Raw genomic sequence first — 23,723 nt, forward strand, 5'->3', positions numbered from 1 at the left:
TGTATAGAACGAAGTCCGGACATCTATGCATATTTATCATAGAACTATTGTACATAATTTCCAGGCATCTTGCAAGAGAACGTGATGAAAAAGGGATGTCCCTTCCGGATTTCTGCCTTACCTGCTTCGGCAGCAGGAGCCTTCCTTCTTCCATATCCTGCAGGTATTTTCAAAGAAAAGCAGAACCCTGTTTTTCGCAAAAAGGAGTTGTTGATTCTGTGAGAAAAGTAAAAACAATGGATGGGAATACAGCTGCAGCGTATATTTCATACGCTTTCACTGAAGTAGCTGCTATTTACCCGATTACCCCTTCCTCCCCCATGGCGGAATCGGTAGATGAATGGGCCGCCCACGGAAAGAAGAACATTTTCGGCGATACGGTTCACGTTGTGGAAATGCAGGCCGAAGGCGGCGCTGCCGGCGCTTTTCACGGCTCTCTCCAGAGCGGTGCTCTGACCACCACCTATACCGCATCCCAGGGCATGCTCCTCATGATTCCGAACATGTATAAAGTAGCAGGGGAACTGCTGCCGGGCGTATTCCACATCGCTGCCCGTGCACTGGCCAACCATGCCCTCTCCATTTTCGGCGATCACCAGGACGTCATGAGTGCCCGTGCCACCGGCTGCGCCATGCTGGCAGAAGCCAATGCCCAGGAAATCATGGACCTGGCCGGCATTGCCCATCTGGCTGCCATCAAAGGACGGGTACCTTTCATCAACTTCTTCGACGGCTTCCGTACAAGCCATGAAATCCAGAAGGTGGAAGTCCTGGACTATGATGAACTGGCTCCTCTCATTGACCAGAAGGCTCTGGCCGAATTCCGTGCCCGCGCCCTCAATCCGGACCATCCGGTCATCCGCGGCACTGCAGAAAACCCGGATGTCTATTTCCAGCACTGCGAAGCAGCCAACCCCTTCTACAATGCACTGCCTGACATTGTCCAGGACTACATGGACAAAATCAGCAAACTCACCGGCAGAAGCTACCACCTCTTTGACTACTACGGTGCTCCCGATGCTGACCGCATCGTCATCGCCATCGGCTCTGTCACCGATATCTGCAAAGATGTCACCGATGCCCTGAACGCTCATGGCGAAAAGGTAGGCGTTCTCAATGTCCATCTCTATCGCCCCTTCTCTGTGAAACATTTCCTCTCCCAGATTCCGGAAACCGTGAAGAAAATCGCTGTTCTTGACCGTACCCGTGAACCCGGTGCCATCGGCGAACCGCTCTATCTGGATGTGGTTTCCGCCATCGCTTCCTCCGGCCGCTCCATCAAAGTATGCGGCGGACGCTACGGCCTTGGTTCCAAGGACGTGATTCCGGAAGATATTATGGCCGTCTATGAACACCTGAAAGAAGAAACACCGCGCCATAACTTCACCCTGTCCATCAACGACGACGTAACCGGCCTTTCCCTTGCGCCGGTGCCGGTACCGGAAATGCCGGGCAAGCTCGTTTCCTGCAAATTCTGGGGCTTTGGCAGTGACGGCACCGTAGGCGCCAACAAGAGCGCCATCAAAATCATCGGCGACCACACAAACCTCTATGCCCAGGGCTACTTCGCCTATGACTCCAAGAAATCCGGCGGCGTCACCATTTCCCACCTCCGCTTCGGCGAAGACCCCATCAGGAAACCATACCTTATCCGCAAGGCTGACTACATTGCCTGCCACCGTCCGTCCTACATTTATAAATACGACCTTCTCCGCGGCTTCAAGCCCGGCGGCATTTTCCTTCTGAACTCCCCCTGGAGAAAAGAAGACCTGGAACGGGTACTCCCCGCTGCCATGAAACGGAAACTGGCTGCCCTCCACGCCAGATTCTACATTATCGATGCCTTTGAAATCGCCAAGAAAATCGGTCTTGGCGGCCGTATCAACATGATCATGCAGGCTGCCTTCTTCCACCTCACCCACATCATTCCCGACGAAGATGCAGTGAAGTACCTGAAGGAATCCAATGAAAAATCCTACGGCAGAAAAGGCCAGAACGTGGTAGACATGAACAATGCCGCCGTAGATGCAGGCATGACAGGCATGGAAGAAGTGGAAGTACCGGCTTCCTGGGAACATGCCACCACCGGCGGCTCCATTGCCAGAGTGGCCCGTCCTGATTTCGTCAAGAACGTGTGCGACGTCATGAACCGCCAGGAAGGGGACGATCTCCCTGTTTCCACCTGGAAAGGTCTGGAAGACGGCACATTCCCCTCGGGCACTTCCAAGTACGAACGCCCTGCTGCTGCCATCAATATTCCTGAATGGATTCCGGAAAACTGTATCGAATGCAACCAGTGCTCCGTGGTATGCCCCCATGCCACCATCCGTCCGGTTCTGGTAACAGAAGAAGAAGCAGAAAAAGCACCGGAAGGATTCATTGTGAAGGAATTCAGAGGCCCCGTAAAAGGCCTGAAATTCCGCATCATCATCGATCCGGAAGACTGCTATGGCTGCGGCATCTGCGCCAACACCTGCCCGGCTCCCAAGAAGGCTCTCGTCATGAAGCCTGCGGAAACCCAGCTGTCCAAGCAGAACCTCTGGGACTACGCCATGAAGCTGCCGGCCCGCAAGAACCCGCTGGGCAAAGGCAACCTCCGGAGCGCCCAGTTCGAACCGACCTACTTCGAATTCTCCGGCGCCTGCGCAGGCTGCGGCGAAACACCCTACATCAACATGGTAACCCGCCTCTTCGGCGACCGCATGATGATTGCCAATGCCACCGGCTGCTCCTCCATTTACGGAGCCAGCTCCCCCTCCATGCCTTACACAAAGAATGCCAAAGGCCAGGGACCGGCATGGGCCAACTCCCTCTTTGAAGATAACGCAGAATACGGTCTGGGCATGCATCTGGGCGAAGCCAAACTTCGGGACCGCCTCACCGGCAAACTGAAAGAAGCTCTCCCATCTGCCGATGACACCGTAAAGAGTGCCATCGAAGAATGGCTGGACAAGAAGGACGTCGGAAACGGCACCAGAGACAGAGCAGACAAACTGGAAGAAGCCCTCACCGCAGAAGTGGCCGCTCATCCGGAATACAAAGAACTGCTGGACCTGAAAGACCACTTCGTCAAGAAATCCCAGTGGATCTTCGGCGGCGACGGCTGGGCCTATGATATCGGCTTCGGCGGTCTGGACCAGGTACTGGCTTCCGGCGAAGACGTGAACGTCCTCGTACTGGATACCGAAGTGTATTCCAATACCGGCGGACAGTCCAGTAAATCCACCCCGGCTGCTGCCATTGCCAAATTTGCAGCTTCCGGCAAGAAGACCAAGAAGAAAGACCTGGGCATGATCGCCGTTTCCTACGGCTACATCTACGTAGCCCAGATCGCCCTGGGTGCTGATATGAACCAGGCCTTCAAAGCCATCAGCGAAGCAGAAGCCTATCCGGGACCGTCCCTCATTATCGCCTATGCACCCTGCATCAACCACGGTTTGAAAGCAGGCATGGGCAAATCTTCGGAAGAAGAAAAGAGAGCGGTGGAATGCGGTTACTGGTGCAACTGGCGCTACAACCCCACCCTTTTGGAACAGGGAAAGAACCCCTTCCATCTGGACAGCAGGGAACCGAAAGGAAACTTCCGGGACTACCTCATGGGCGAAGTCCGTTTCGCATCCCTTGCCAAACTCTTCCCTGACAAAGCAGAAGAACTCTTCGAAAAGACAGAAAGAGACGCAAAACAGCGCCGCGAAAACTACGTCCGTATCCAGAAATCCTACGATATGGAAATCGAAGCAAGAAAAGCAGCTGAAAAGAAATAAACAGCTCAGTGAAAAAGCCATGGCTCCGGCCATGGCTTTTTTGCGTGCCCTGCTGACTGCCTAAATAACGCCAGTTTGGAATTGACCACAGACCGAAATTTATAAAATTCCTGTTCTTTTCATGGTATAATATAGAATATTATTTTTAAGAAAGAGACATTCCCATGAACGAATCCATATACGGCGCCTGGAAGGACGCGCTGCCCCAAGTCCTTCACTCCCTGGTTTCCCAGATTGAAGATTTCAACGAAAAACGAAAGGAAGAAACAGGAGAAGCAGCCTATGAACACCTGATTTACCGCATCAAATCGGAAGAAAGCATGCGGGACAAGTGCCGGAGGAAAAACCTTCCCGAAACTCCCTCTTCCGCCCTCTATGACATTCACGATGCCATCGGCATCCGCATCGTATGCTGCTTCCTCAATGACATTTACGAAAATATCGATTTCATCCGCTCCCTCCCCGGCTGCACCATTGTGAAGGGAAAAGACTACATCAAAAACGCCAAACCCAACGGCTACCGCAGCTACCACCTCATCGCCCGGCTGGAAGCGCCCCTGGAAGACGTGAAAGGCAACAATCCCGGCCATTTCTTTGTGGAAATCCAGCTTCGCACCATTGCCATGGATTCCTGGGCCAGTCTGGAACACCAGATGAAGTACAAGAAAAACATCAAAAATCCGGAAATGATTACGCGGGAACTGAAGCGCTGCGCCGATGAACTGGCATCCTGCGACCTGTCCATGCAGACCATCCGGAACCTTATCCGTCAGGAACATTAAGAATAAAGGAGAACCTATGCGTATACTGCTTGCTGAAGATGAAAAAGATATGGCCGACGTGCTGATAGCCATTATGAAACACCAGGGCTTCGATGTGGACTGGGCAGAAAACGGGGCGGTGGCCGTGGATCTGGCCTCCCGCACCAACTATGACTGCATGGTCTTTGACATTATGATGCCCGTGAAAGACGGCATCACCGCCCTGAAGGAAGTCCGCGCAGCCGGTGATGTGACACCGGTGATTATGCTCACCGCCAAATCCGAAGTGGATGACCGCATTACCGGCCTGGACGCCGGTGCCGACGATTACCTTACCAAACCTTTTGCCATCGGAGAACTGCTGGCCCGTATCCGTTCCCTCACCAGAAGAGGAAAAGACTTCACCCCCTCCACCCTTTCCGCCGGCTCCACCAGTCTGGACACGGAAGAGCAGGAACTTTCCGCCCATAATTCCATCCGCCTTTCCGGCAAGGAAACGAAACTGATGAAACTCCTCATGCTCCATCACGGCAAACCTCTCTCCACCTCCTACATCTTCCAGAAAATCTGGAGCGGAGAAGAAGGGGTCGATGAAAGCGTGGTGTGGATTTACATTTCCTACCTGAGAGAAAAACTGTCTGCCATCAACTCAGACCTGGCCATTACCGGGGAAGAAGGAAAAGATTTCAAGCTGACCCTTCGGGAGGAGCCATGAACCTCATCAAAAAACTGCGCCGCCAGTTCATCCTTCTGGCCACCCTGGCCATATTCATTATCGTGGCCGGCGCCCTGGGCCTCATCAACATGATGGGTTTCTACGCCGTGCGGGAGCACTGCCTGGACACCATGACCTATATCACCCAGAACGGAGGCACCATGCCCTCCCGCTACCATCCTGCCGATACCGCCTCCTGGGGAAAAGACTTCTTCCCCGGCATCACCTGGCCGGAAGATACACCGGAATTTGCCTACCAGACCCGCTACTTCTCCCTTCGCCTTGACAGCAGCGGCCGCATCACCGCAGTCAACGTAAAAAACATTGTAGCCTTCTCTGAAGAACAGGCCGTGGAATTTGCCAGAATCGCCCTTGCTTCCCCCTCGAACAGCGGCTTTCTGCAGAAAAATAAAGCCCGCTACGGCTTCATGAAAACCACCCTCGAAGACGGCTCCACCCTGCTTGTCATTCTGGACTGCACCCGTGAATTCTCCGACGTGCACACCTTCCTCTCCTACTCCGTATGGTTCGGCTTCTTCTGCATCATCCTCTATGTCCTGATTTTCGCCTTCCTCTCCAAGCGGGCCATCGCCCCCTTCGTCAAGAACCTGGAAAACCAGAAACGATTCATCACCAACGCCAGCCACGAGCTGAAAACACCGCTGGCAATTATTTCTGTCAATGCAGAAGCCATGGAAATGATGAACGGCAAAAACCAGTGGACCGAGGGCATTATCAAACAGGTGCGCCGCATGTCCGGCCTCATCAGCCACCTCATCCTCCTCTCCAAAGCCGGCGAAGCCACCAGGGCCCAGCTCCAGTTCCTCTCCTTCCCTGTAAAGGATATGTTTGCCCGCCTGAAAGAGGACTTCGACCTTCTGGCCAAAGACCAGGGAAAGAAACTGACCCTTTCCGCAGAAGAAGGGCTGACCGTCAAAAGCGATGAAAAATATCTCTCCGAAATCCTCCACATCCTTCTGGACAATGCAGTGAAATACTGCGACGACGGCGGCACCATCCTCCTTTCGGCAGAAAAGGGAAAAAAGAAAGACACCCTCCGCCTCTCCGTATCCAACGACTACAAAGACGGCAAAGACGTGGACTACAGCCGCTTCTTTGAACGGTTCTACCGAAACGACGAATCCCACAACAGCAAAAAGACAGGCTACGGCATAGGCCTTTCCATAGCCCGGGAACTCTCCTCCCTCCTCTCCATTCCCCTCACTGTAGAATATAAAGATGGAAGGATCGCCTTCGTCATGGTAGTAAAGACGAAATAGTACGGGAGTGTTCAGAGGGTTGCGGATTACCCTTGGACACACCTTCGATGTGAGGGTTCTTAAGATGGACCGGCCTGACGGCCGGAAGGTTCTTAAGTTTGACGGAGCCTTTGGCCCCGAGGGTTGTGGTGGCGGCTTCGCCGCAGATTTTAAAAAGGGGCGCGGCTCCGCCGCGGGTTGTATAGAAAGGTTGCATCGCTTCGCTCAGGGGGCGACAGCGGCTCTGCCGCTGAGGGTGGCGGATTGCCCTTCGGGCAATGCTTATAAAATCAGCGTTACGGGATTGGCTTTATGGGTCATATAGCTTGATACGCATTACGATGATGAGCCACCTCCGGTGGCTTTCCCCCCTTTGGTGCCTTACGGCACCACCTTCCCCCCGCTGAGCGGTGGGACAATAAAGCTCTGAAAAACAATCCTTTCATAAGTCGCTCACAGCATAACGGAGCTTTATAGTCCCCTGTGGAGGTCCTGCATAGGACCTCCAAGTGGGGCGAAGTAAGGCGCCTAGCCTGCCCATTAAGGCGCTTTCATTTTGCCGCCCCACCGAACTGCGGGGGAAAGGTGGTGTCGCCAGCCACCAAAGGGGGAATGCATTTCCGACGCCCGCAGGGTGGTTGTATGGTTTTCGCTGCCCCAGGCAGCGGCATATAAAACTCCCCTCTGAACCAGCCTGCTCTGTGGGCTGAACCCATCGTTCGGTGCGCAGCACACGAACGATAGAACCTGGTCGCCGAGAGGCGCCTGAACCCTCACGTCCCATAGGGACGTGTCCCTCCTTGACAATTTCTCTGGAAGGTAGTATCCTTTCTTTTGGAACATATACCTGTATCGGGCGCATAGGGGCATCTCCCTGGGGAGAGCTTAAAATGACATGGACAGGCTCGCAGTTGATACCTGTTTCCTGATTATGACTGCACAGTATCTTCGGAGCTGCAGCGGTTTTCCGGAAAGGACACGGGTTTGCGGATATGGTTCCACAAAATTCATATCGCTTGGATTGTAATAACCGAGACGAATGCAGAGATTTCAAAACAGCGGGCATCCTTTTCGGATGCCCCTTTTCTTTTCCCGGGGACACGGACTTGAAAGCCAGCCGTTTTCTGGAGAAATCATGTCACAAAGCGCATTCTTTTTGGAGTGCGCCTTTTTTATTGAAATCCTGTCCCGTTGTTGCAGAAAAGCAGTTGGGAAATTTTCCCGGGAAGGACGGCAGAACATGATTCTTTGCCACAAAATCAGCGAATTGAAGGAATTTGTACACCAGTGTAAGAAAGAGGGAAAAACCATTGGTCTGGTCACCACCATGGGCGCCCTTCATGAAGGCCACGCTTCTTTAATCAAAGCGGCCCATGCAGAAAATGATGTCACCATTACCACCGTTTTCGTAAACCCCACCCAGTTTGGTCCCAATGAAGACTATGCCAAGTACCCCAGAACCCTCCCCCATGACATGAAAATCGCAGAAGCTGCCGGTGCAGACCTTCTTTTTGCCCCCAGTCCGGAAGAAATGTATCCTCATAAGGATCCCACCTGGGTAGAAGTATGCGGTCCCATTACCAAAGTTCTCTGCGGACGCACCCGCCCAATCCATTTCCGCGGCGTAGCTACGGTATGCACCAAGTTCTTCAACCTCACCGAATGCGACCGCGCCTACTACGGTCTGAAAGATGCCCAGCAGACCCAGGTCCTCCAGCGTATGGTGGAAGATCTTTTCATGAATGTAACCCTCCGCATGATGCCTATCGTCCGTGAAGCAGACGGTCTGGCCAAAAGTTCCCGGAACGTTTACCTTTCCCCGGAAGAACACAAGGCAGCCCTGGTGCTCTCCAGAAGTTTGAAACATGCCAAGGAAGCCTTTGACAAAGGCGAAAGAAGCAAGGCAAAGCTCATTGCCCAGGTTACTGATGAAATCAAATCGGAACCCATGAGTGACATTGACTACGTAGAAATGTACGGCATGCCCGGTCTCACAGAACTGGACGATACCTTGACGGGGAAAGCCCTTCTGGCAGTAGCTGTGAAATTTGGCAAAACAAGACTGATTGATAACGTAGTACTGGAGGCATAATCATGATGTATACAATGATGCACGGAAAAATCCATAGAGCCACGGTAACCGAAGCCAATCTGGAATACATGGGAAGCATTACCATCGATGAGGACCTTATGGATGCCGCCGGCATCCTGCCCGGTGAAAGGGTGCAGATCTGCAATAACAACAACGGCGCCCGTCTGGAAACCTACACCATTCCCGGCAAACGGGGAAGCGGCGTCATCTGTCTGAACGGCGCTGCCGCCCGCTGCACCGCCATCGGCGATATTGTCATTATCATCGCCTATGCCCAGATGGACGAAAAAGAAGCCCGCACTCTGGTACCCAAAGTCGTGATGGTAGACGAAAAGAACCATCCCATCAAAACAAGGGGTTCTGAAAAAGAAAGGGAAATCGGCTGATTTCCTTTTCCCTTCCTCCATTCCTTCGCATCAGAAGAAATGCATCTCCAAATCCATTCATTGATACATCTTCCTTCCGGACCTGTCCGCGAAGGCATACTCCCGGAAGGAATTCATCCATAAAGGAGTTTCCCATGATTGATAAAATCATTCGTATCTGTACCCGCTACATGGCAGTAGGCGTGATACTGGCCGGCATCTTCGGCATATTCTTCCCATCTGTCATGAAGCCTCTTTCCCCTTATATTCCCATCATGCTGGGCATCATCATGTTCGGCATGGGCATGAGCCTCACCCCCGGCGATTTCCGCAACGTGTTCAAACAGCCGAAAAATGTGGCTCTGGGAAGCCTTCTCCAATTCGTCATCATGCCGGCCCTGGCAGCGGTCCTCATTAAAATTTTCGCCCTGCCTCCGGCTATCGCCATCGGTGTGGTACTGGTAGGCTGCTGCCCCGGCGGCACGGCATCCAATGTGATTTCCTACATTGCCCATGCTGACGTGGCCCTCTCCGTTTCCATGACCATGGTAAACACCATACTGGCCCCCTTCGTGACCCCTTTCCTCATCTGGCTCATCGCCGGCGCCTGGGTGGATATCAGCTTCACCGCCATGATGATTTCCATCATCAAAATGGTGCTCCTCCCCCTGCTGGCAGGCGTAGGATTCAACTACTTCTTCCCGAGACAGGTCGCTAAGGTGACAAAGGTCATGCCCATGCTCTCCGCCCTGGTCATCATCTTCACCGTAGGCTGCGTAGTATCCCTCTCGGGCCGCACCATTCTGGATAACGGCCTCATCATCCTGGCCGTCGTCATCCTCCACAACCTGGGCGGCATGGCCCTGGGCTTCTTCTGCGCCCGGAAATTCGGCATGACCAAGGCCCAGATCCGGGCCATGGCCATCGAAGTAGGCATGCAGAACTCCGGCCTCGCCTCCACCCTGGCCCTCATGTACTTCACCGCCGCCGGCGGCATCGCCGGTGCCATCTTCTCCGTATGGCACAACGTGTCCGGCTCCCTCTTCGCTTCCTGGTGCGTAGGACGGGACGAAGAAGAAATGGAAACAAAGACCGCTGTCCAGATGCAGGTGAAATAGTCATAAACGCTGGTAAAAAAACAGTGCTCCCCTTTTTTCGGGAAGCACTGTCTTTTTTTTGGACACGCTTTTTGGACACGCCTGCGGCGTGAGGGTTCTTAAGATGGACCGGCCGTTGGCCGGAAGGTTCTTAAGTTTGACGGCCTTTCAGGCCGAGGGTTGTGGTATCGCCCTTCGGGCGATGAGTATAAAGTCAGCGTTACGGGATTTGCTTTCAGTGTCATATGACATGATAAGCATTACGTCGATCAGCCACCTTCGGTGGCTTTTCCCCCCTTTGGTGCCTTACGGCACCACCTTCCCCCCGCGGAGCGGTGGGACAATAAAGCTCCGCGGAGGGAAGCCGTTACACGAGCGGAGCGAGGTTGGCCTGTTTTCCGACGCCCGCAGGGCGGTTGTAAAGGTTTTGTACAAACTGGCGCCTTCTATAAATTTAGAGGCGCCCTCCACAACCCTCAGCGGCATAGCCGCTGTCAAACTTAAGAACCCTCGGGGCCACAGCCCCGTCAAACTTTAGAACCCTCAAGCCCGTCAGGGCTTGTCCATCGCCCTATCAACCCTTAAGCCCGTCAGGGCGCTCTCTTTCCACTGTTTCTCCCCAGGTTTCTATGAGTTCGCCGCCGGCAATAATGACCATGGCGGCCAGGTGGAACCAGATGAAGAGGACCACCAGGCCGATGAGGGAGCCGTAGGTCAGGCCCATGGAGGATACGTGGAGGATATAGTAGCCGTAGGCGGCGGTGAGGCCGATCCAGATGAGGGTGACAAGGAAGGCGGTGGGAATGACACGGTTCCAGTCGGACCGTCTGCCCGCCGGTGCGTATTCGTAGAAGGCGGCCAGGGAGAAGGCGATGATGACGAAGGGAATGGCAAATTTGGCCACTGTCCAGAGCTGGAGCAGCATGTCGGGGACGTGGAAGTAGTAGGCAATGGCATAGACCACGGCATTACCGAAGACGATGAGCCCCAGGGACAGGATCATGGCGAAGGAAATGAAGAGGGTGAAGATAATGGATTTGGCGTTTACCCGCAGGTAGGACTGCTTGTTCCGGTCGCCGTACACCGCCAGGTCTGTGGAGCGGATCAGGGTGTCCACTCCCTGGGAGGAGGTCCACAGGGCACCGGCAAGACCGATGAACAGCCATATGGAGCTTCGAGCCTGGATGATACGGAGGATGTTCGTTTCCATAGCGGCTGCCACATCGGCGGGCAGGTAGGAAAGGAGATTCAGTATCACATGGATCTGGGGCGCCGCAAAGAAGAGCATACTGTTCACCAGAAAGATGAGGAACGGAATGAGGCCCAGGATGAAATAATAGGTAGCTTCTGCGGCCAGGGCCGTTACGTTGTCATCGTTAAACCGCTGAATGAAGCGCTTGATAAAAAACATGGCGCTGCTGTCCGTGCTTTTCGGTTCCATGGTATGCCTCCTTTCCGTCCTTGAATGACATGGGAAAAATGAGGGCCTCACCGGTGTGCCCCGGATTTTATAGAGCCTTTCCCTGATGCCTTTTAATAACAGGTTTATAAGCCTTTCTTACCTGTATTGTAACAGTTCCATCCGTTCTTTCCTATGGGATTTAAAAATTATCCCTGTTTTCCCGATACACATCGGGCAGTATGGCAGCCAGATTGGTAAATTCTTCAATGCTGTGGTGATAGAGTCCGCGGGCTGCTTCTGCCGGGATTTCTGCGCCTTCCGGCAGGGTTTTCACAATGCGGCCGTCCACCCAGCCGAAGCCGATCCAGAAGCGGGAGCAGAAAAGGATGCCTTCCTTATAGGGATACCATTTGTGGGTCATGGCGGCGGCTATCCGGCTTTTGCCGATGGCGCACACCAGGGAAGCGCATTTCCCCTTTCCCACCAGTGATTCGTCATAGCCGAAGTCAGAGGGTCTTTTGAAGCAGAGCTGCAGAAATTCGGGGCCTGCGCCGGTATCTTCCATAATGTAATGGTCCACGCCCCAGGTCTTTTCTTTCATGGGAACCCGGGGGTCCAGCACATAGGCTGCCCTGTCTGCTCTGGCGAAGTAATGGTCTTTGGGGTCCCAGATTTTGTATCTGAGGTCGCTTCCCACACTATGCCAGAGAAACCACCAGTCCATCATGTCCACCGTCACACCGGGCATATAGGTCCTGTTGGCCACAAAACCGGTACCGTCAGGACATACGCCATATCCCGTCTGGCAGTAACCTTCTGCTTCATCTTCTCCGGTAAGAAACAGATTCTTTTTGTCAAAAGGCACCACCCGGTGCTGCACTTTGTCCAGAAGGGCCCGCTTTTCCGCAGGAACCGGGGCCATGTCTCTTTCGAAATACTTGAAATAGGGTAAATCCCGTTCTTCTTTTGTGACGGCTGCTTTTTCGCCATATTTTAAAATTCTGCTCATTTCTCTATGTTCACTCCCTGTCTTTTCCCTTTCTTCTTTCAATATATCACAATGCAAATGACAGTCAAATTCTTTATCCGCTGCTGGAGGAAAACTTCCTGTCCCTGCAAAGAGCCATGAAAAAACTGTGGCAGAAGGGACCCTTTGCCACAGCTTTTCATGTCGTCAATCAGCCTTTGAAATATTTCACGCCGGCCTCGAAGAGGGGCTGGTATTTATTTCCGCAGATATTTTTGGCAATGTTCTCGCCGCGCCGTTCGGTGTGGCCCATCTTGCCCAGCACTCTGCCGTCGGGACTGGTGATGCCTTCCACAGCCCAGGAGGAGCCGTTGGGGTTGAAGCGGCTGTCATAGGTGGGATGGCCTTCAAAGTCGGTATACTGGGTCGCAATCTGGCCATTGGCGGCAAGGGCTTTGATCTGTTCATCGGAAGCGATGAAGCGGCCTTCGCCGTGGCTGATGGCGATGCTGTAGAGGTCTCCCGGCTTGCAGAGGGAAAGCCAGGGGGACTTGGTGGATACCACTTTGGTAGTAACGAAGCGGGACAGGTGGCGGCCGATGGTGTTGAAGGTCAGCGTAGGCGCGTCACTGGTGAGAGGCTTGAATTCGCCGTAAGGTACAAGGCCCAGTTTGATGAGAGCCTGGAAGCCGTTGCAGATGCCCAGGGCCAGGCCGTCTCTTTCATGGAGGAGCTTGTCCATGGCTTCTTTCAGCATGTCGTTGCGGAATACGGCGGCAATGAATTTACCGCTGCCGTCCGGTTCGTCGCCGGCAGAGAAGCCGCCGGGGAACATGACGATCTGGGCATGGCTGATGCGCTCTGCCATTTCTTCTACCGATGCCTTCAGTTCTGCAGAGTCCCGATTTCTAAAGATGAAAATATCGGAAACGGCGCCGGCCCGTTCAAAGGCCCTGGCACTGTCCACTTCGCAGTTGTTGCCGGGCATGGTGGGGATGAAGACCCGGGGCCGGGGCAGGTTGGTATGCACGTAGAACTGGGGAATGGCGGATACTTCCGGAAGAACAGGAGCCGGCTTTTCGATGCTTGCCGCCCTTCTTGGGAAAATGGAATCCAGCGGTTTTTCATAGGCAGTAAGGAGATCGGCAAGGGAAATAGTTTCGCCGTAGGCTTCCATGGTCTTTCCGCCCACAGTACCAAGAATCTTGGTATGCGGTTCTTTAGCAAAGCGCTCCGCTTCTTCCGGCGTGGTTTCTACAATGATGGCACCATAGAAGTTGCCGAAGAATTTGGGAAGCGGCAGATTTTCCGTAAAGCGGATGCCCAGGCCGTTGCCGAAGGCCATCTTCGCTGCTGTCACAGCCACGCCACCATGGTCCACAGCCTTCATGGCAGCCACATGGCCTGCCTTCACTTCCTGATAGAGGAAGTCAGCGTGTTTCTTGAATACATCAAGGTCCGGCATGCCTTCCTTGTCCTTAGGCATACCGAAGAGGACCAGCACGTCCCCTTCCTTCTTCAGTTCCTGGCTCACTGCTTCCGATGCTTTGCCGGGAGCAATAGCAAAGGATACCAGCGTCGGAGGTACGTGGATATCATTGAAGGTGCCGCTCATGGAATCCTTGCCGCCGATGGCACCAAGACCCAGGGCTTCCTGCATGTGGAAGGCTCCCAGAAGAGCTGCTGCCGGCTTGCCCCAGCTTGTTTTATCTGTCAGTTTTTCGAAATATTCCTGCAGTGTGAGGTAAGCCTTTCTCCAGTCAGCCCCCATGGCCACCAGACGGGTGACGGAAAGAAGGACCGCATAGACAGCCCCGTGGAAAGGACTCCAGGTGGCCAGATCCGGGTCAAACCCGTGGGCCATGAAGCTGGCGCTGTCGGTTTCTCCCTTTCTCACCGGGAACTTGGCTGCCATGCCGTCGGCCGGCGTCTTCTGGTACTTTCCGCCGAAAGGCATGAGCACCGTGCCGGCGCCGACAGTGGAATCGAACCGTTCAGACAGTCCCTGCTGGGAGCAGTTGTTCAGATCCCCCATGGCGGAAATCCAGGCATCCTTTACGGAAGGAACAGCTTTGGGATGGAAATACCCTTTGTCATCGGGCTTTGCAATATGGGCAGCTCTCACCTGCTGGGCGCCGTTGGTATCCAGAAAGGCTCTGGAAATATTGACAATAGGCACCCCTCTCCACTTCATCACCAGCCGTTTCGTATCGGTTACATCGGCAATGACTGTGGCTTCCAGGTTCTCTTCTGCTGCATAGCGGATAAACTGGTCCGCATCTTCCTTCTTCACCACCACTGCCATTCGTTCCTGGGATTCAGAAATAGCCAGTTCCGTGCCGTCAAGGCCTTCATATTTTTTCGGCACCTTGTCCAGGTTGATATCCAGTCCGTCAGTGAGTTCCCCCACTGCCACAGATACGCCGCCGGCACCGAAATCATTGCACCGCTTAATGAGACGGGTCACCTCGCCCCGGCGGAAGAGGCACTGAATCTTTCTTTCTGTCAGAGGATTGCCCTTCTGCACTTCTGCGCCGCAGGTTTCAATGGATTCCGTATTCAGTTCCTTGGAAGAACCGGTGGCGCCGCCCATGCCGTCACGGCCGGTCCGTCCGCCTACCAGAATCACCACATCTCCCGGCTGGGGCGTCAGGCGGATCACATGGTCCGCAGGAGCTGCGGCCACCACCGCACCGATTTCCATACGCTTTGCAATAAATCCCGGATGGTAGTATTCCTTCACTTCCCCTGTAGCCAGACCGATCTGGTTGCCATAGGAACTGTACCCTTTGGCTGCTTCAATGGTAATCTTCCGCTGGGGGAGCTTGCCCGGCAGAGTCTCGGAAAGAGGCGTCCTGGGGTCGCCGGCACCGGTGACGCGCATGGCCTGGTATACATAGGAACGGCCCGAAAGCGGATCCCTGATGCAGCCGCCAAGGCAGGTGGCAGCGCCGCCGAAAGGTTCGATTTCCGTAGGATGGTTATGAGTTTCATTCTTGAACAGAAGAAGCCAGTCCTCGCTGCCGTTTACCGTATCGATTTTCACCTTGATGGTGCAGGCATTCACTTCCTCCGAAGCATCCAGATTATCCAGCTTTCCTTCCTTCCGGAGAGCCTTCACAGCCGCCGTGGCCATATCCATAAGGGTCACCGGGCGCTTCGTATCTTTTCCGTAAATATGGATCCTCGTCTCTTCGTATTCCCTGAGCGCTTTGGAAATAGGAGCGGTAAAAGCACCTTCCTCCACATCAATGTCGGTGAGCTTCGTGGAGAACGTGGTATGACGGCAGTGGTCGGACCAGTAGGTGTCCAATACCCGGATTTCCGTCACCGTGGGATCCCGTTTTTCCTCATCCCGGAAATAATCGCGGATCATGGCCAGATCCTCATGGCTCATGGCAAGACCCATGGAAGAAATCAGATCATCCATCCCCTTATCATCCAGATTTCTAAGGCCTTCCACCACCGGCACCGGCTTGGGGTCCTCAATGGGAAGATCCAGCGTTTCCGCAGGAGCCAGAGAAGCCTCCCTGGATTCCACCGGGTTCACCAGGAACTTCACGATCTTCTCCCGGTCCCCTTTTTCAAAATGGCCGTGGAACGCATACACCAGAGCGCAGCGCACCCGGGCGCCATCCTTTCCCGTCACAATAGCAAGGCACTGCTCAGCCGAGTCCGCCCGCTGATCATACTGCCCCGGCAGGAACTCCACGCCCAGCACCAGGTCCCCCTTCGGAAGAGCTGTCTCTGTATCATCCACCGGAGGTTCGGAGAACACCGTAGCCACTGCCTTCTCATAATCCTCATCCGTGAGGCCGTCCACATCGTAACGATGGTAAATGGCGGAATCAGAAATCCGATCCCCCAGCACCTCCCGAAGCTGGCGAGTCAGACTTTCCTCCCCCTGGCGGAACCCTTCCTTCTTTCTTACATACAAACGTCTGATATCAGACAAGTTCAACACTCCTTCCCCTGATTCCCAAAGACGCAGACCCTGCGCCCTGTGAAATGAATGCATACGTTAGAGCCTGTAAATACATCATTATATTACCACAATTCCCACGGCTTCGCACCGAAAAAGCAAGAAAAGGGCCGCTCTGCGGCCCCGGGTTCAGAAGGTTCAGAGGGTTCGGCCTGCCTTTGGCAGGCTAGTTCAAAAGGGTTCAGAGGGGAAGGTTCTTAAGATGGATGGGCCTTCGGCCCAAGGGTTCTTAGGTTTGACGGGGCCTTTGGCCCCGAGGGTTGTGGTATCGCCCTCTCGGGCGATGAGTATAAAGTCAGCGTTACGGGATTTGTTTTTCTGTATCATATGACATGAAAACAATTCTGTTGACTGGCTCGCTGCGCTCGCCACCAAAGGGGGAAACTGCGGAATGGTACATGAAATATATGACTCTCTGTTTTTTCCCTCATATCTCTCGTTTCCCCTTGAGGGGAAGTCCCGCGAAGCGGGAAAGGGTGTACGGGGCAGAGCACCGGTAGGATGCTCCATCGCGGTCCTGACCGCCAATCGGCGGCCCCCCGAGCGAAGCGATGCACAGCGAACACATTTTGCACTAGCGAACTGGATTTGTAGGGGAGCATCAGCGACCTGAAAATCCAGTGAGTCAGTGACAGCAGTGGGTGAGGGAGCGCTAGCAACGCGCAAAATGTAGTGAGTCGTTTCCCCTTTAGGGGGGCGATAAGACATAGAATAAGAATACCATAATCATTCTTACCACCGTCCACCCCTTCGCCACTTCGTGGCCCTCTTCCCCTAAAGGGGACGCAAGAACGTTACGGGATTTACCTTTCTGCATCATATGGCAAAATAAGCATTCTGCTGACTGGCTCGCTGCGCTCGTCACCCCCTATCCGGCTGCGCTGGACTTCCCCCTGTTCAGGGGGCAGAATAAAACACCGCGAAGCAATCCTTTCATAAGTCGCTCACAGCATAACGGAGCTTTATAGTGCCCCCGCTTGCGGGGGAAAGGTGGTGGCACCAGCCACCAAAGGGGGCTCTCCCTCGCCCGAAAGGGCGGTTGGCCTGTTTTTCCACGGGCGAAGCCCGGTTGTAAAGGTTTTATCATAAGAGGGCGCCTTCCATAAATTTAGAGGCGCCCCACCACAACCCTCGCGCCAAAGGCGCGTCAAACTTAAGCCCCTTAAGAACCTTCAGCCCATCGGGCCTGAACCCTCAAGCCCAACAGGGCATGTCCATAAGCCGCCAAAGGCGGCATAAAAAATGGCGCCCGAAAGGGCGCCCACCTCGCCAGCGCAGCGATACTATATACCTCCCGAGGGCGGAGCCCTCAACCCGCCTGTAAGGCGTCAGCCGATCACAGGCAGAACCCTGGCAGCCCAGGGCCAAAGGCCCGGCGGCTGGCTCAACCCTCACGCCCGTAAGGGCGTGTCAACCTTCGGGAATACCGGCAAGCGCCGCCCCGCCGACTGGTATTTATCGAGAGATGATTCACTACCGGCGTATACTGCGCGTATTCTGCATAGAATGCGCGAGTCGGCCAAAGTTGGCCCTTAGCCTGCCCATAAAAGGGCCTTCCTTTTAATTGGTCGACCGACGATCCTTCGTTTCACTCAGGATTCTGGTCATAGGTCAAGTCTTTTTTTTGAAGAAATTTATTATTTTTTCTTAAAAAAGTGTAACCTTAACACACCACCGGGTAAATTGATTTTTTCGAATATATTCCGGCGTTCGATCTTTCTATTCCAACGTTACCATTACTTTGTTATCGGAATACAGCTGATGTTTATCCAGTAATGTAAAGATCAGCCGGACGATCTTTCGAGCAACGAGATTGAGTGCGGCCCTGTATGGAAATAGGGTCTTACGACTGCGAATACGTTCATATGCCTCGCGATATTTAGCGCTGTAGTTTATGATCTGTCCTGTAGCTAAGAGCACATAATAGCGGAGATACACATCACCGGCTTTTGACAGATGCTTAACCGGGCTTTCTGATTGACCGGATTGCTTTCCTCTCCAGGTTAATCCTATGTATTTAGCTAGGGCATCATCGGTTTTGAACCGCTTGATATCGCCAATTTCCGCTAGGAGCCCTCCGGCTATGACTGGTCCGACGCCGTCGATTGACAGCAGGATCTGATATGAGTCGCTTGAAAAACTTTTGGCCATTGTCTCAATGGACTTGTCCAATTTCTTTATTGCAGCCTCAAGAGAGTGTATAATGAAAAAGGACACGGATAATCCCGAAGTCAGTGGCTCATAAACCCTTTTGTCCAACCGATAGGAATTGCGGGCTGCCTTCTTCACTTTTTCGACGACATCTAAAGGATGGGAAAATCTTCCGTGTCCTTTTTCTGTGATGAAATTGAGCAGTTCCTCATCGGACAGACTGAGGATTTCATCAGGGCCCTGAAAGGTTGTCAGCAGCTCCTGGCAGGTGGTGGTCCATACATTACAAAAGGGATTCTCTCCTGTCATAAGTCCGCTGCATTCAAGGTAGATGCTGTTTCCGGTCGAGTTCTTCACTATTCCCATGAGTTTGGCGATGCGGAATCTCAAACGTGTAAGTACCCGCAAGCCAAGCAGTTCTGGCCCTTTCCAAGGGCGTGACCGGATTTTGTTGGAACGCGCATAATCGGCAATAACCATGGCATCGACATAGTCGTCTTTCCCTACATCCGTAAAAGTTTTCTTGTAAGCATGAATCTCTTTGGGATTAACGGAATAGACGATGGCTGGGATGTGTCCGTTAAAATGTGCAACGGACAGAAATGTTGCCAGGTGAAAAGAATAAACCGAAGTAGCCTCTAACGCAATGACAACCTGTATGACATCAGGATAGAATTTCAAGAAGTCACTGACTTTTTCGACAATTCCTACAGATCCAGCAGGAGTGTTAGGAGCGGAAAAACGCAGATGCGCGTGCCCAGGATGGTCCTCAGGGGAAAAAGGCATCGCATGCACAACGTTCTCTTTCATCGAAACGTCTATACCAACAAACAAAGAATGGAGTAATTCATATTGTTTCATAATCGCACCTCCTTCCTGGCAACATTCATGAAATAGGAGAAGGAATCCTGATCTCAAACTCCCTCTAAAATCTCGTTAATAGGCAATCACCCGTGGAGGTAAATCGTTTACTGGAAGAAGCTCCGCCCGGGGCCGCAAATTCTGAAGTAGGCAGAATGGGAGAAAGAGCCAGGCGAGAATACTGAGCTGGCGGTAGAACCGCAGGATGACTTGGTCGTCTTCTGAGCTATTCCATGTTACTTTCATCGTAGCACCAGGATTCCCTACCCATCAAGATGGGCAATGGAAGTATTTGACTTCATGCCCTACACATACTATACGAGGATGACGAGTGGGAGGCGGGGCTCCCCAGCCACTAGCCACCAGCCACCAGCAACCCTCAATCCCCAAAGGGGCTTGTCTTCCCCAGTATCACTCCCAGGTCTCTGTATCCTCCTGCGCCGAGGAGTTCTTCTTTGGCCGCTTCTTTGGCCAGGTCGTCGATGGCGTAGACCAGGGGGCCTTTGCCTTCGTCAGGAGTGAAAAGCATGAGGACGTCCAGTTTTTTTCCGTCGGCGCTGGGGAAGAAGTAGGCCCGGCTGTACATGGGGAGGATGAGGCCTCCAGCATTGTAGGTAATATGGGCGCCGGCGGTGAAGACGTAGGCTTCATCGGCAGTGAGGCGGCGGAAGGGTTCGATTTCCGAGATGTCCGCACTCACGTTCTGCTCTGCCACTTCCCCCAGGGCATTGACGGCCAGGCTCATCACTGTTTTTTCCATGTTCACCCGAAGGGGCGATGCAGGATTCAGCAGGGCCCGGTTCAACCGGGTCAGTCCTTCCCACTGCTCTTCTCCCAGATTCATGCGGAAATAGGGGCGCATCTCTTCCGCCAGCTGCCGGGGCAGTTTGGCCTGCACGATATAGCCGGAGGAAAATTTCTGGGACCGTTTTCTGATAATGGAGAGCTGTCCCATGTGGTAGGGAATCTCTCCGCCCCCAAAGCTTAAGCTCTGGGTCTCTGGAATGTCTTTATAGATGAAATTTTTAGAAAGAGTCTTCCCTGTCAGGGAGGCTATGTCATAGGCTGAGGCACTGCCGCCGGCCAGAATCAGGGCTGCCAGGATCCATGGTACCAATCTTTTCATTTGCTGCTCCTTTTCAACTGATACAGTCCGTAAACCAGGGAATCGCCCAGGGCATCCGCCGCTTCGTGACTGCCATTGACTTCAATCAGGTAGTACCGATTTCCTTCTTTATAGAGGGAGGTGTAAACCCAGAGCGGATAGGACAGACCTTTTTCATTGGTAATAATCACCTTGGCCTCCTGGGACCAGTGATAGGTGCCATCGCCGTCCCGGAAAGCATGCCAGGGATTGAAGGTCAGTATCTTCACCGCCCGGCTGCCGTCTCCCTTTTCTTTCATCATTTCATCCAGAAATCCCTGAAATTCGGCAGTGGAAATCTTGGGCATGCCGAAGAGAGAGGTAGGGCGGCCGGCATCTTCCCGGAAAGCATCCCGCCAGAAAAGGGCGGCCTTCCTGCCTCCTTCATGGAAGAAATCGTCCTCGGTGCCGGAAAAGACAAATACCGCCGCCGTATAAGTGCCGGAAACGGTCCGTTTCACCAGCTGGTACAGATGAAGAGAGTCGTAGGGATAAGGCGCCTTCTCAGGATAAAGATTCATGCCTGGCGGCACGGCAAGCATGCTCCACATGAGTGCTCTTGCCGTCTTTCCGTAGCCCTTCTTCTTCGTTTCTTTTTTAAACAAATCCATCATCACATTATCTTTCCCGTCGGTAATGGAAATCCGGCTGTCCAAAGGCAGCGTGCCCAGACCGGCAATGGTCAGGTCCTCCGCCATGGCCGCCTGCCATCCGCCCATGAGCAGCGATGCCGCCAGGACTATATTCCTAAGCTTTTTCATAGAAGCTCCTTCTCTATCAATAGAGGCGTCGCGCCTGTTTTCTTTTTATTGTAGAGAAAAACAGGGAAATTCTCAAGAGGGAGTTGGACACGCGTAAGTGTCAAGTTTTCCTCGGTAATTCATTTGACTGTCGATAATTACTATCTCCGTGGCTTCGGTTTTATCAGTATTTCTGTATAGCTCTGGCCAGTCTCCCCATTGGTGAAGAAGAAGCTCCATAAACGCCTATACGCCCCTCCAGGCATCCTGGCCTATAGTTTCTCATTTTGCGCTTCTGCACCTCACTCCGGACATTCTGGGCGATTTTACGCTCTGCCTGCACCGCAGCCTTGTGCATGGCTCTATCCATCTTTTTGTAGCTTTTCCCATTAGCATGGTACAGGAGAGCTGCTGTAAGTGTTTTATTCTTCCGGGCGGTTAATACCCAAACCATACACTCCATTCCCTCGCTGGACCAGCTCCGTCCCTGCCGCTTCATGCGATAGCTGTAGAACCGGTGATTTGTTTCTGCAGTCCCCAGATGAATCTCTGTATGGATGCCGCGCTGACTTAGGCTGGGGATATAGGGGGCATTTCTCTCCAGATAGCTCTGCAGCTTGTCTACCTCCTCTAAATCCGCCTCTGTTCGGGCGCAGCTCCGGGCAGTATCCATCCATACGGGAATCTGTTTCATAATATCGTCGGTCTGGTGAAGTTCTCGGATAATACGGTCTATCAGTTTCCTGTTGCAGAAGCTGAGCCGGGTCCGGATCTTTTCATGCACATGATAGCAGTCGCGGAAGTGCTGGTGATCTAGGCAGCCTTCTACTATTCGCTCAAAGTCCTGAAACTGGTATCCGGACCCTCCATCCCCATTCGACAGCACTGTGGTCTTAGACAGGTCATAGTGCCCAAGCAGATAGCTTCTTACCATTGCAAAAAGTTCTTTTCTGCTGGTAGATGCAAAGCAGCGAAGTCCTACCAGTTCTGTCCTGTTGCCATTTTTCCTGACTCCCTCATATACCTGGAGGCGGTGCACTTCCGAAACGCCGCCTTTCTCCTTGTTCTTGAGTACAATTCCATCTCCTTCAATCGCTATAATTTCCGGCTGTGTCGGCTTTTCAACCTTTTCCTCTTCTGCCAATGTTTTTTCGTAAGCCTTTGCCTTCTTACCGGCATAATTCTTGAGTGAGATAACGGACTGATGGGAGATGGTAATCCCTGCCAGGCTTTGCAGGAGTTCGCTGGCACTTCGAGATGTGGTAATTGCGACAGCCTCGACAATCCGCTCAATCATTCCCAGGCTGTAGTGCTTTCTGGGTTCAAAGCCCATTTTGCGGTCCAGGGGATAGAAGCTCTTCCCATCTTTCTGCAGAAGTCTTCGGGTATAGGTCAGCTCTCCATAGCGACAGTAAATCGTCCGGGAGTCCCGGCGCGCTACACGCCACCTCTGTGCCTTGTAAATCTGATACAGCTCGGCATCAATACGCTCCAGAGCCATAGCTATAAGCTGACAGTTCATTTCTTCGAGCCAATGAGTTAGCTTCCTTTCAGACTCAATAGAATCATCAGATTCCTTGATGATAGAAATGACTGCTCCTATTGCATTTTCACTCCAAATTTCTCCAGTTTTTGTTATAATATCCATGAGGAAAGCCCTTTCTTTGTTTTATTCTTTGCCACGGAAATTATAACATTTCCACTCAAGGGGAGGCTTTCCTCTTTTATTGTTTCTGGAAAAATTCCCTTACCGAGTAAAATTTTACACTAAGTGGACACGCGCCTTCGGCGCGAGGGTTCATAGGGTTCAGAGGGTTCAAAAGGTTCAGAGGGGAAGGTTGACGGGGCTTCGCCCCGAGGGTTGTAGCCGCCTGACGGCGGCAGGTTGTGTTCGCTGGCGCTCAAGGGGCAACAGCGCCTGCGTCGCTGAGGGTGGTGGATTGCCCTTACGGGCAATGCTTATAAAGTCAGCGTTACGGGATTGGCTGTCTGTGTCATAGGTGACACAATATCCAGTGCCACCTATTTTCTCGTTTCCCCTTGAGGGGAAGTCCCGCGAAGCGGGAAAGGGTGTACGGGGCAGAGTACCGATAGGATGCTCCATCGCGGTCCTGACCGCCAATCGGCGGCCCCCTGATCAAAGCGATGCACAGCGAACACATTTTGCACTATGCGAACTGGATTTTTAAGGGAGCATCAGCGACCTGAAAATCCAGTGAGTCAGTGACAGCAATGGATGCAGGAGCACCAGCGACGCACAAATCATAGTGAGTCGTTTCCCCTTTAGGGCGATAAGACATAGAATAAGAATATCATAATCATTCTTACCACCGTCCACACCGACTTCGCTGGATGGCGTCTCACTGGATTCGCGGGTCGCGGGGCTCCCCTATGAATCCAGTTCGCTTGCACACCCTTCGCCA

The 23,723-nt window shown here is 53.1% G+C and carries 14 protein-coding genes; 7 read left to right on the forward strand and 7 right to left on the reverse strand.

What is annotated here, in order from left to right; translation table 11 throughout:
- The first annotated feature begins 236 nt into the window (after positions 1-236).
- The 7 genes from nifJ (at position 237) to NW747_RS00885 (ending at position 10,074) form a co-directional block, all read left to right on the forward strand.
- Complete coding sequence (gene nifJ / locus NW747_RS00855; protein ID WP_273188265.1) at positions 237-3,764, forward strand: pyruvate:ferredoxin (flavodoxin) oxidoreductase; 3,528 nt, start codon at positions 237-239, stop codon at positions 3,762-3,764.
- A gap of 164 nt (positions 3,765-3,928) precedes the next feature.
- On the forward strand, positions 3,929-4,546 hold the full coding sequence (locus NW747_RS00860) for a GTP pyrophosphokinase (RefSeq protein WP_273187561.1): 618 nt from the start codon (positions 3,929-3,931) through the stop codon (positions 4,544-4,546).
- Between the two features lie 16 nt (positions 4,547-4,562).
- Complete coding sequence (locus NW747_RS00865) at positions 4,563-5,240, forward strand: response regulator transcription factor (protein WP_273187563.1); 678 nt, start codon at positions 4,563-4,565, stop codon at positions 5,238-5,240.
- The gene (locus NW747_RS00870) at positions 5,237-6,520 is read left to right on the forward strand and encodes a sensor histidine kinase (protein WP_273187565.1); all 1,284 of its coding nucleotides are present in this window, start codon (positions 5,237-5,239) and stop codon (positions 6,518-6,520) included. Before NW747_RS00865 ends, NW747_RS00870 begins: the two co-directional genes overlap by 4 nt.
- A gap of 1,114 nt (positions 6,521-7,634) precedes the next feature.
- Positions 7,635-8,591, forward strand: coding sequence for a pantoate--beta-alanine ligase (gene panC, locus NW747_RS00875; RefSeq protein ID WP_273187566.1), 957 nt, complete (start codon positions 7,635-7,637; stop codon positions 8,589-8,591).
- Positions 8,592-8,593: 2 nt separating this feature from the next.
- Positions 8,594-8,977 (forward strand): aspartate 1-decarboxylase, encoded by a 384-nt coding sequence (gene panD, locus NW747_RS00880; protein WP_273187568.1) that lies wholly within the window; start codon positions 8,594-8,596, stop codon positions 8,975-8,977.
- Between the two features lie 134 nt (positions 8,978-9,111).
- A complete protein-coding gene (locus NW747_RS00885) occupies positions 9,112-10,074 on the forward strand; it encodes a bile acid:sodium symporter family protein (RefSeq protein ID WP_273187570.1) in 963 nt (320 codons plus the stop codon).
- 553 nt (positions 10,075-10,627) lie between these two features.
- On the opposite strand, the gene NW747_RS00890 is transcribed toward NW747_RS00885, so the two are convergent.
- From NW747_RS00890 to NW747_RS00920, 7 genes are all read right to left on the reverse strand, one after another.
- A complete protein-coding gene (locus NW747_RS00890; RefSeq protein ID WP_273187572.1) occupies positions 10,628-11,494 on the reverse strand; it encodes a YihY/virulence factor BrkB family protein in 867 nt (288 codons plus the stop codon).
- 160 nt (positions 11,495-11,654) lie between these two features.
- A complete protein-coding gene (locus NW747_RS00895) occupies positions 11,655-12,464 on the reverse strand; it encodes a DAPG hydrolase family protein (RefSeq protein WP_273187574.1) in 810 nt (269 codons plus the stop codon).
- A gap of 169 nt (positions 12,465-12,633) precedes the next feature.
- Positions 12,634-16,377: a phosphoribosylformylglycinamidine synthase gene (locus NW747_RS00900; RefSeq protein WP_273187575.1), complete on the reverse strand. Its 3,744-nt coding sequence runs from the start codon at positions 16,375-16,377 to the stop codon at positions 12,634-12,636.
- Between the two features lie 1,746 nt (positions 16,378-18,123).
- Positions 18,124-19,416 carry an IS110 family RNA-guided transposase gene (locus tag NW747_RS00905; protein WP_273186860.1) on the reverse strand — a complete coding sequence of 431 codons (1,293 nt, stop codon included), beginning with the start codon at positions 19,414-19,416 and terminating at the stop codon, positions 18,124-18,126.
- Between the two features lie 379 nt (positions 19,417-19,795).
- The gene (locus tag NW747_RS00910; RefSeq protein ID WP_273187577.1) at positions 19,796-20,542 is read right to left on the reverse strand and encodes a hypothetical protein; all 747 of its coding nucleotides are present in this window, start codon (positions 20,540-20,542) and stop codon (positions 19,796-19,798) included.
- Positions 20,539-21,321, reverse strand: a complete 783-nt coding sequence (locus tag NW747_RS00915; RefSeq protein WP_273187578.1) for a hypothetical protein — start codon at positions 21,319-21,321, stop codon at positions 20,539-20,541. The genes NW747_RS00910 and NW747_RS00915 overlap by 4 nt, the downstream gene beginning before the upstream one ends.
- 163 nt (positions 21,322-21,484) lie before the next feature.
- Positions 21,485-22,948, reverse strand: a complete 1,464-nt coding sequence (locus tag NW747_RS00920; protein WP_273185646.1) for an ISLre2 family transposase — start codon at positions 22,946-22,948, stop codon at positions 21,485-21,487.
- Positions 22,949-23,723: the final 775 nt, after the last annotated feature.

Source organism: Dialister succinatiphilus (assembly GCF_928721695.1).
In the GTDB taxonomy this organism is placed as follows: domain Bacteria; phylum Bacillota; class Negativicutes; order Veillonellales; family Dialisteraceae; genus Dialister; species Dialister succinatiphilus.

Bases quoted from the DNA above. Each gene is read 5' to 3' on its own strand.
- nifJ (WP_273188265.1), top strand. From the start codon at position 237: ATGGATGGGAATACAGCTGCAGCGTATATTTCATACGCTTTCACTGAA.
- NW747_RS00860 (WP_273187561.1), top strand. From the start codon at position 3,929: ATGAACGAATCCATATACGGCGCCTGGAAGGACGCGCTGCCCCAAGTC.
- NW747_RS00865 (WP_273187563.1), top strand. From the start codon at position 4,563: ATGCGTATACTGCTTGCTGAAGATGAAAAAGATATGGCCGACGTGCTG.
- NW747_RS00870 (WP_273187565.1), top strand. From the start codon at position 5,237: ATGAACCTCATCAAAAAACTGCGCCGCCAGTTCATCCTTCTGGCCACC.
- panC (WP_273187566.1), top strand. From the start codon at position 7,635: ATGTCACAAAGCGCATTCTTTTTGGAGTGCGCCTTTTTTATTGAAATC.
- panD (WP_273187568.1), top strand. From the start codon at position 8,594: ATGATGTATACAATGATGCACGGAAAAATCCATAGAGCCACGGTAACC.
- NW747_RS00885 (WP_273187570.1), top strand. From the start codon at position 9,112: ATGATTGATAAAATCATTCGTATCTGTACCCGCTACATGGCAGTAGGC.
- NW747_RS00890 (WP_273187572.1), bottom strand. From the start codon at position 11,494: ATGGAACCGAAAAGCACGGACAGCAGCGCCATGTTTTTTATCAAGCGC.
- NW747_RS00895 (WP_273187574.1), bottom strand. From the start codon at position 12,464: ATGAGCAGAATTTTAAAATATGGCGAAAAAGCAGCCGTCACAAAAGAA.
- NW747_RS00905 (WP_273186860.1), bottom strand. From the start codon at position 19,416: ATGAAACAATATGAATTACTCCATTCTTTGTTTGTTGGTATAGACGTT.
- NW747_RS00910 (WP_273187577.1), bottom strand. From the start codon at position 20,542: ATGAAAAGATTGGTACCATGGATCCTGGCAGCCCTGATTCTGGCCGGC.
- NW747_RS00915 (WP_273187578.1), bottom strand. From the start codon at position 21,321: ATGAAAAAGCTTAGGAATATAGTCCTGGCGGCATCGCTGCTCATGGGC.
- NW747_RS00920 (WP_273185646.1), bottom strand. From the start codon at position 22,948: ATGGATATTATAACAAAAACTGGAGAAATTTGGAGTGAAAATGCAATA.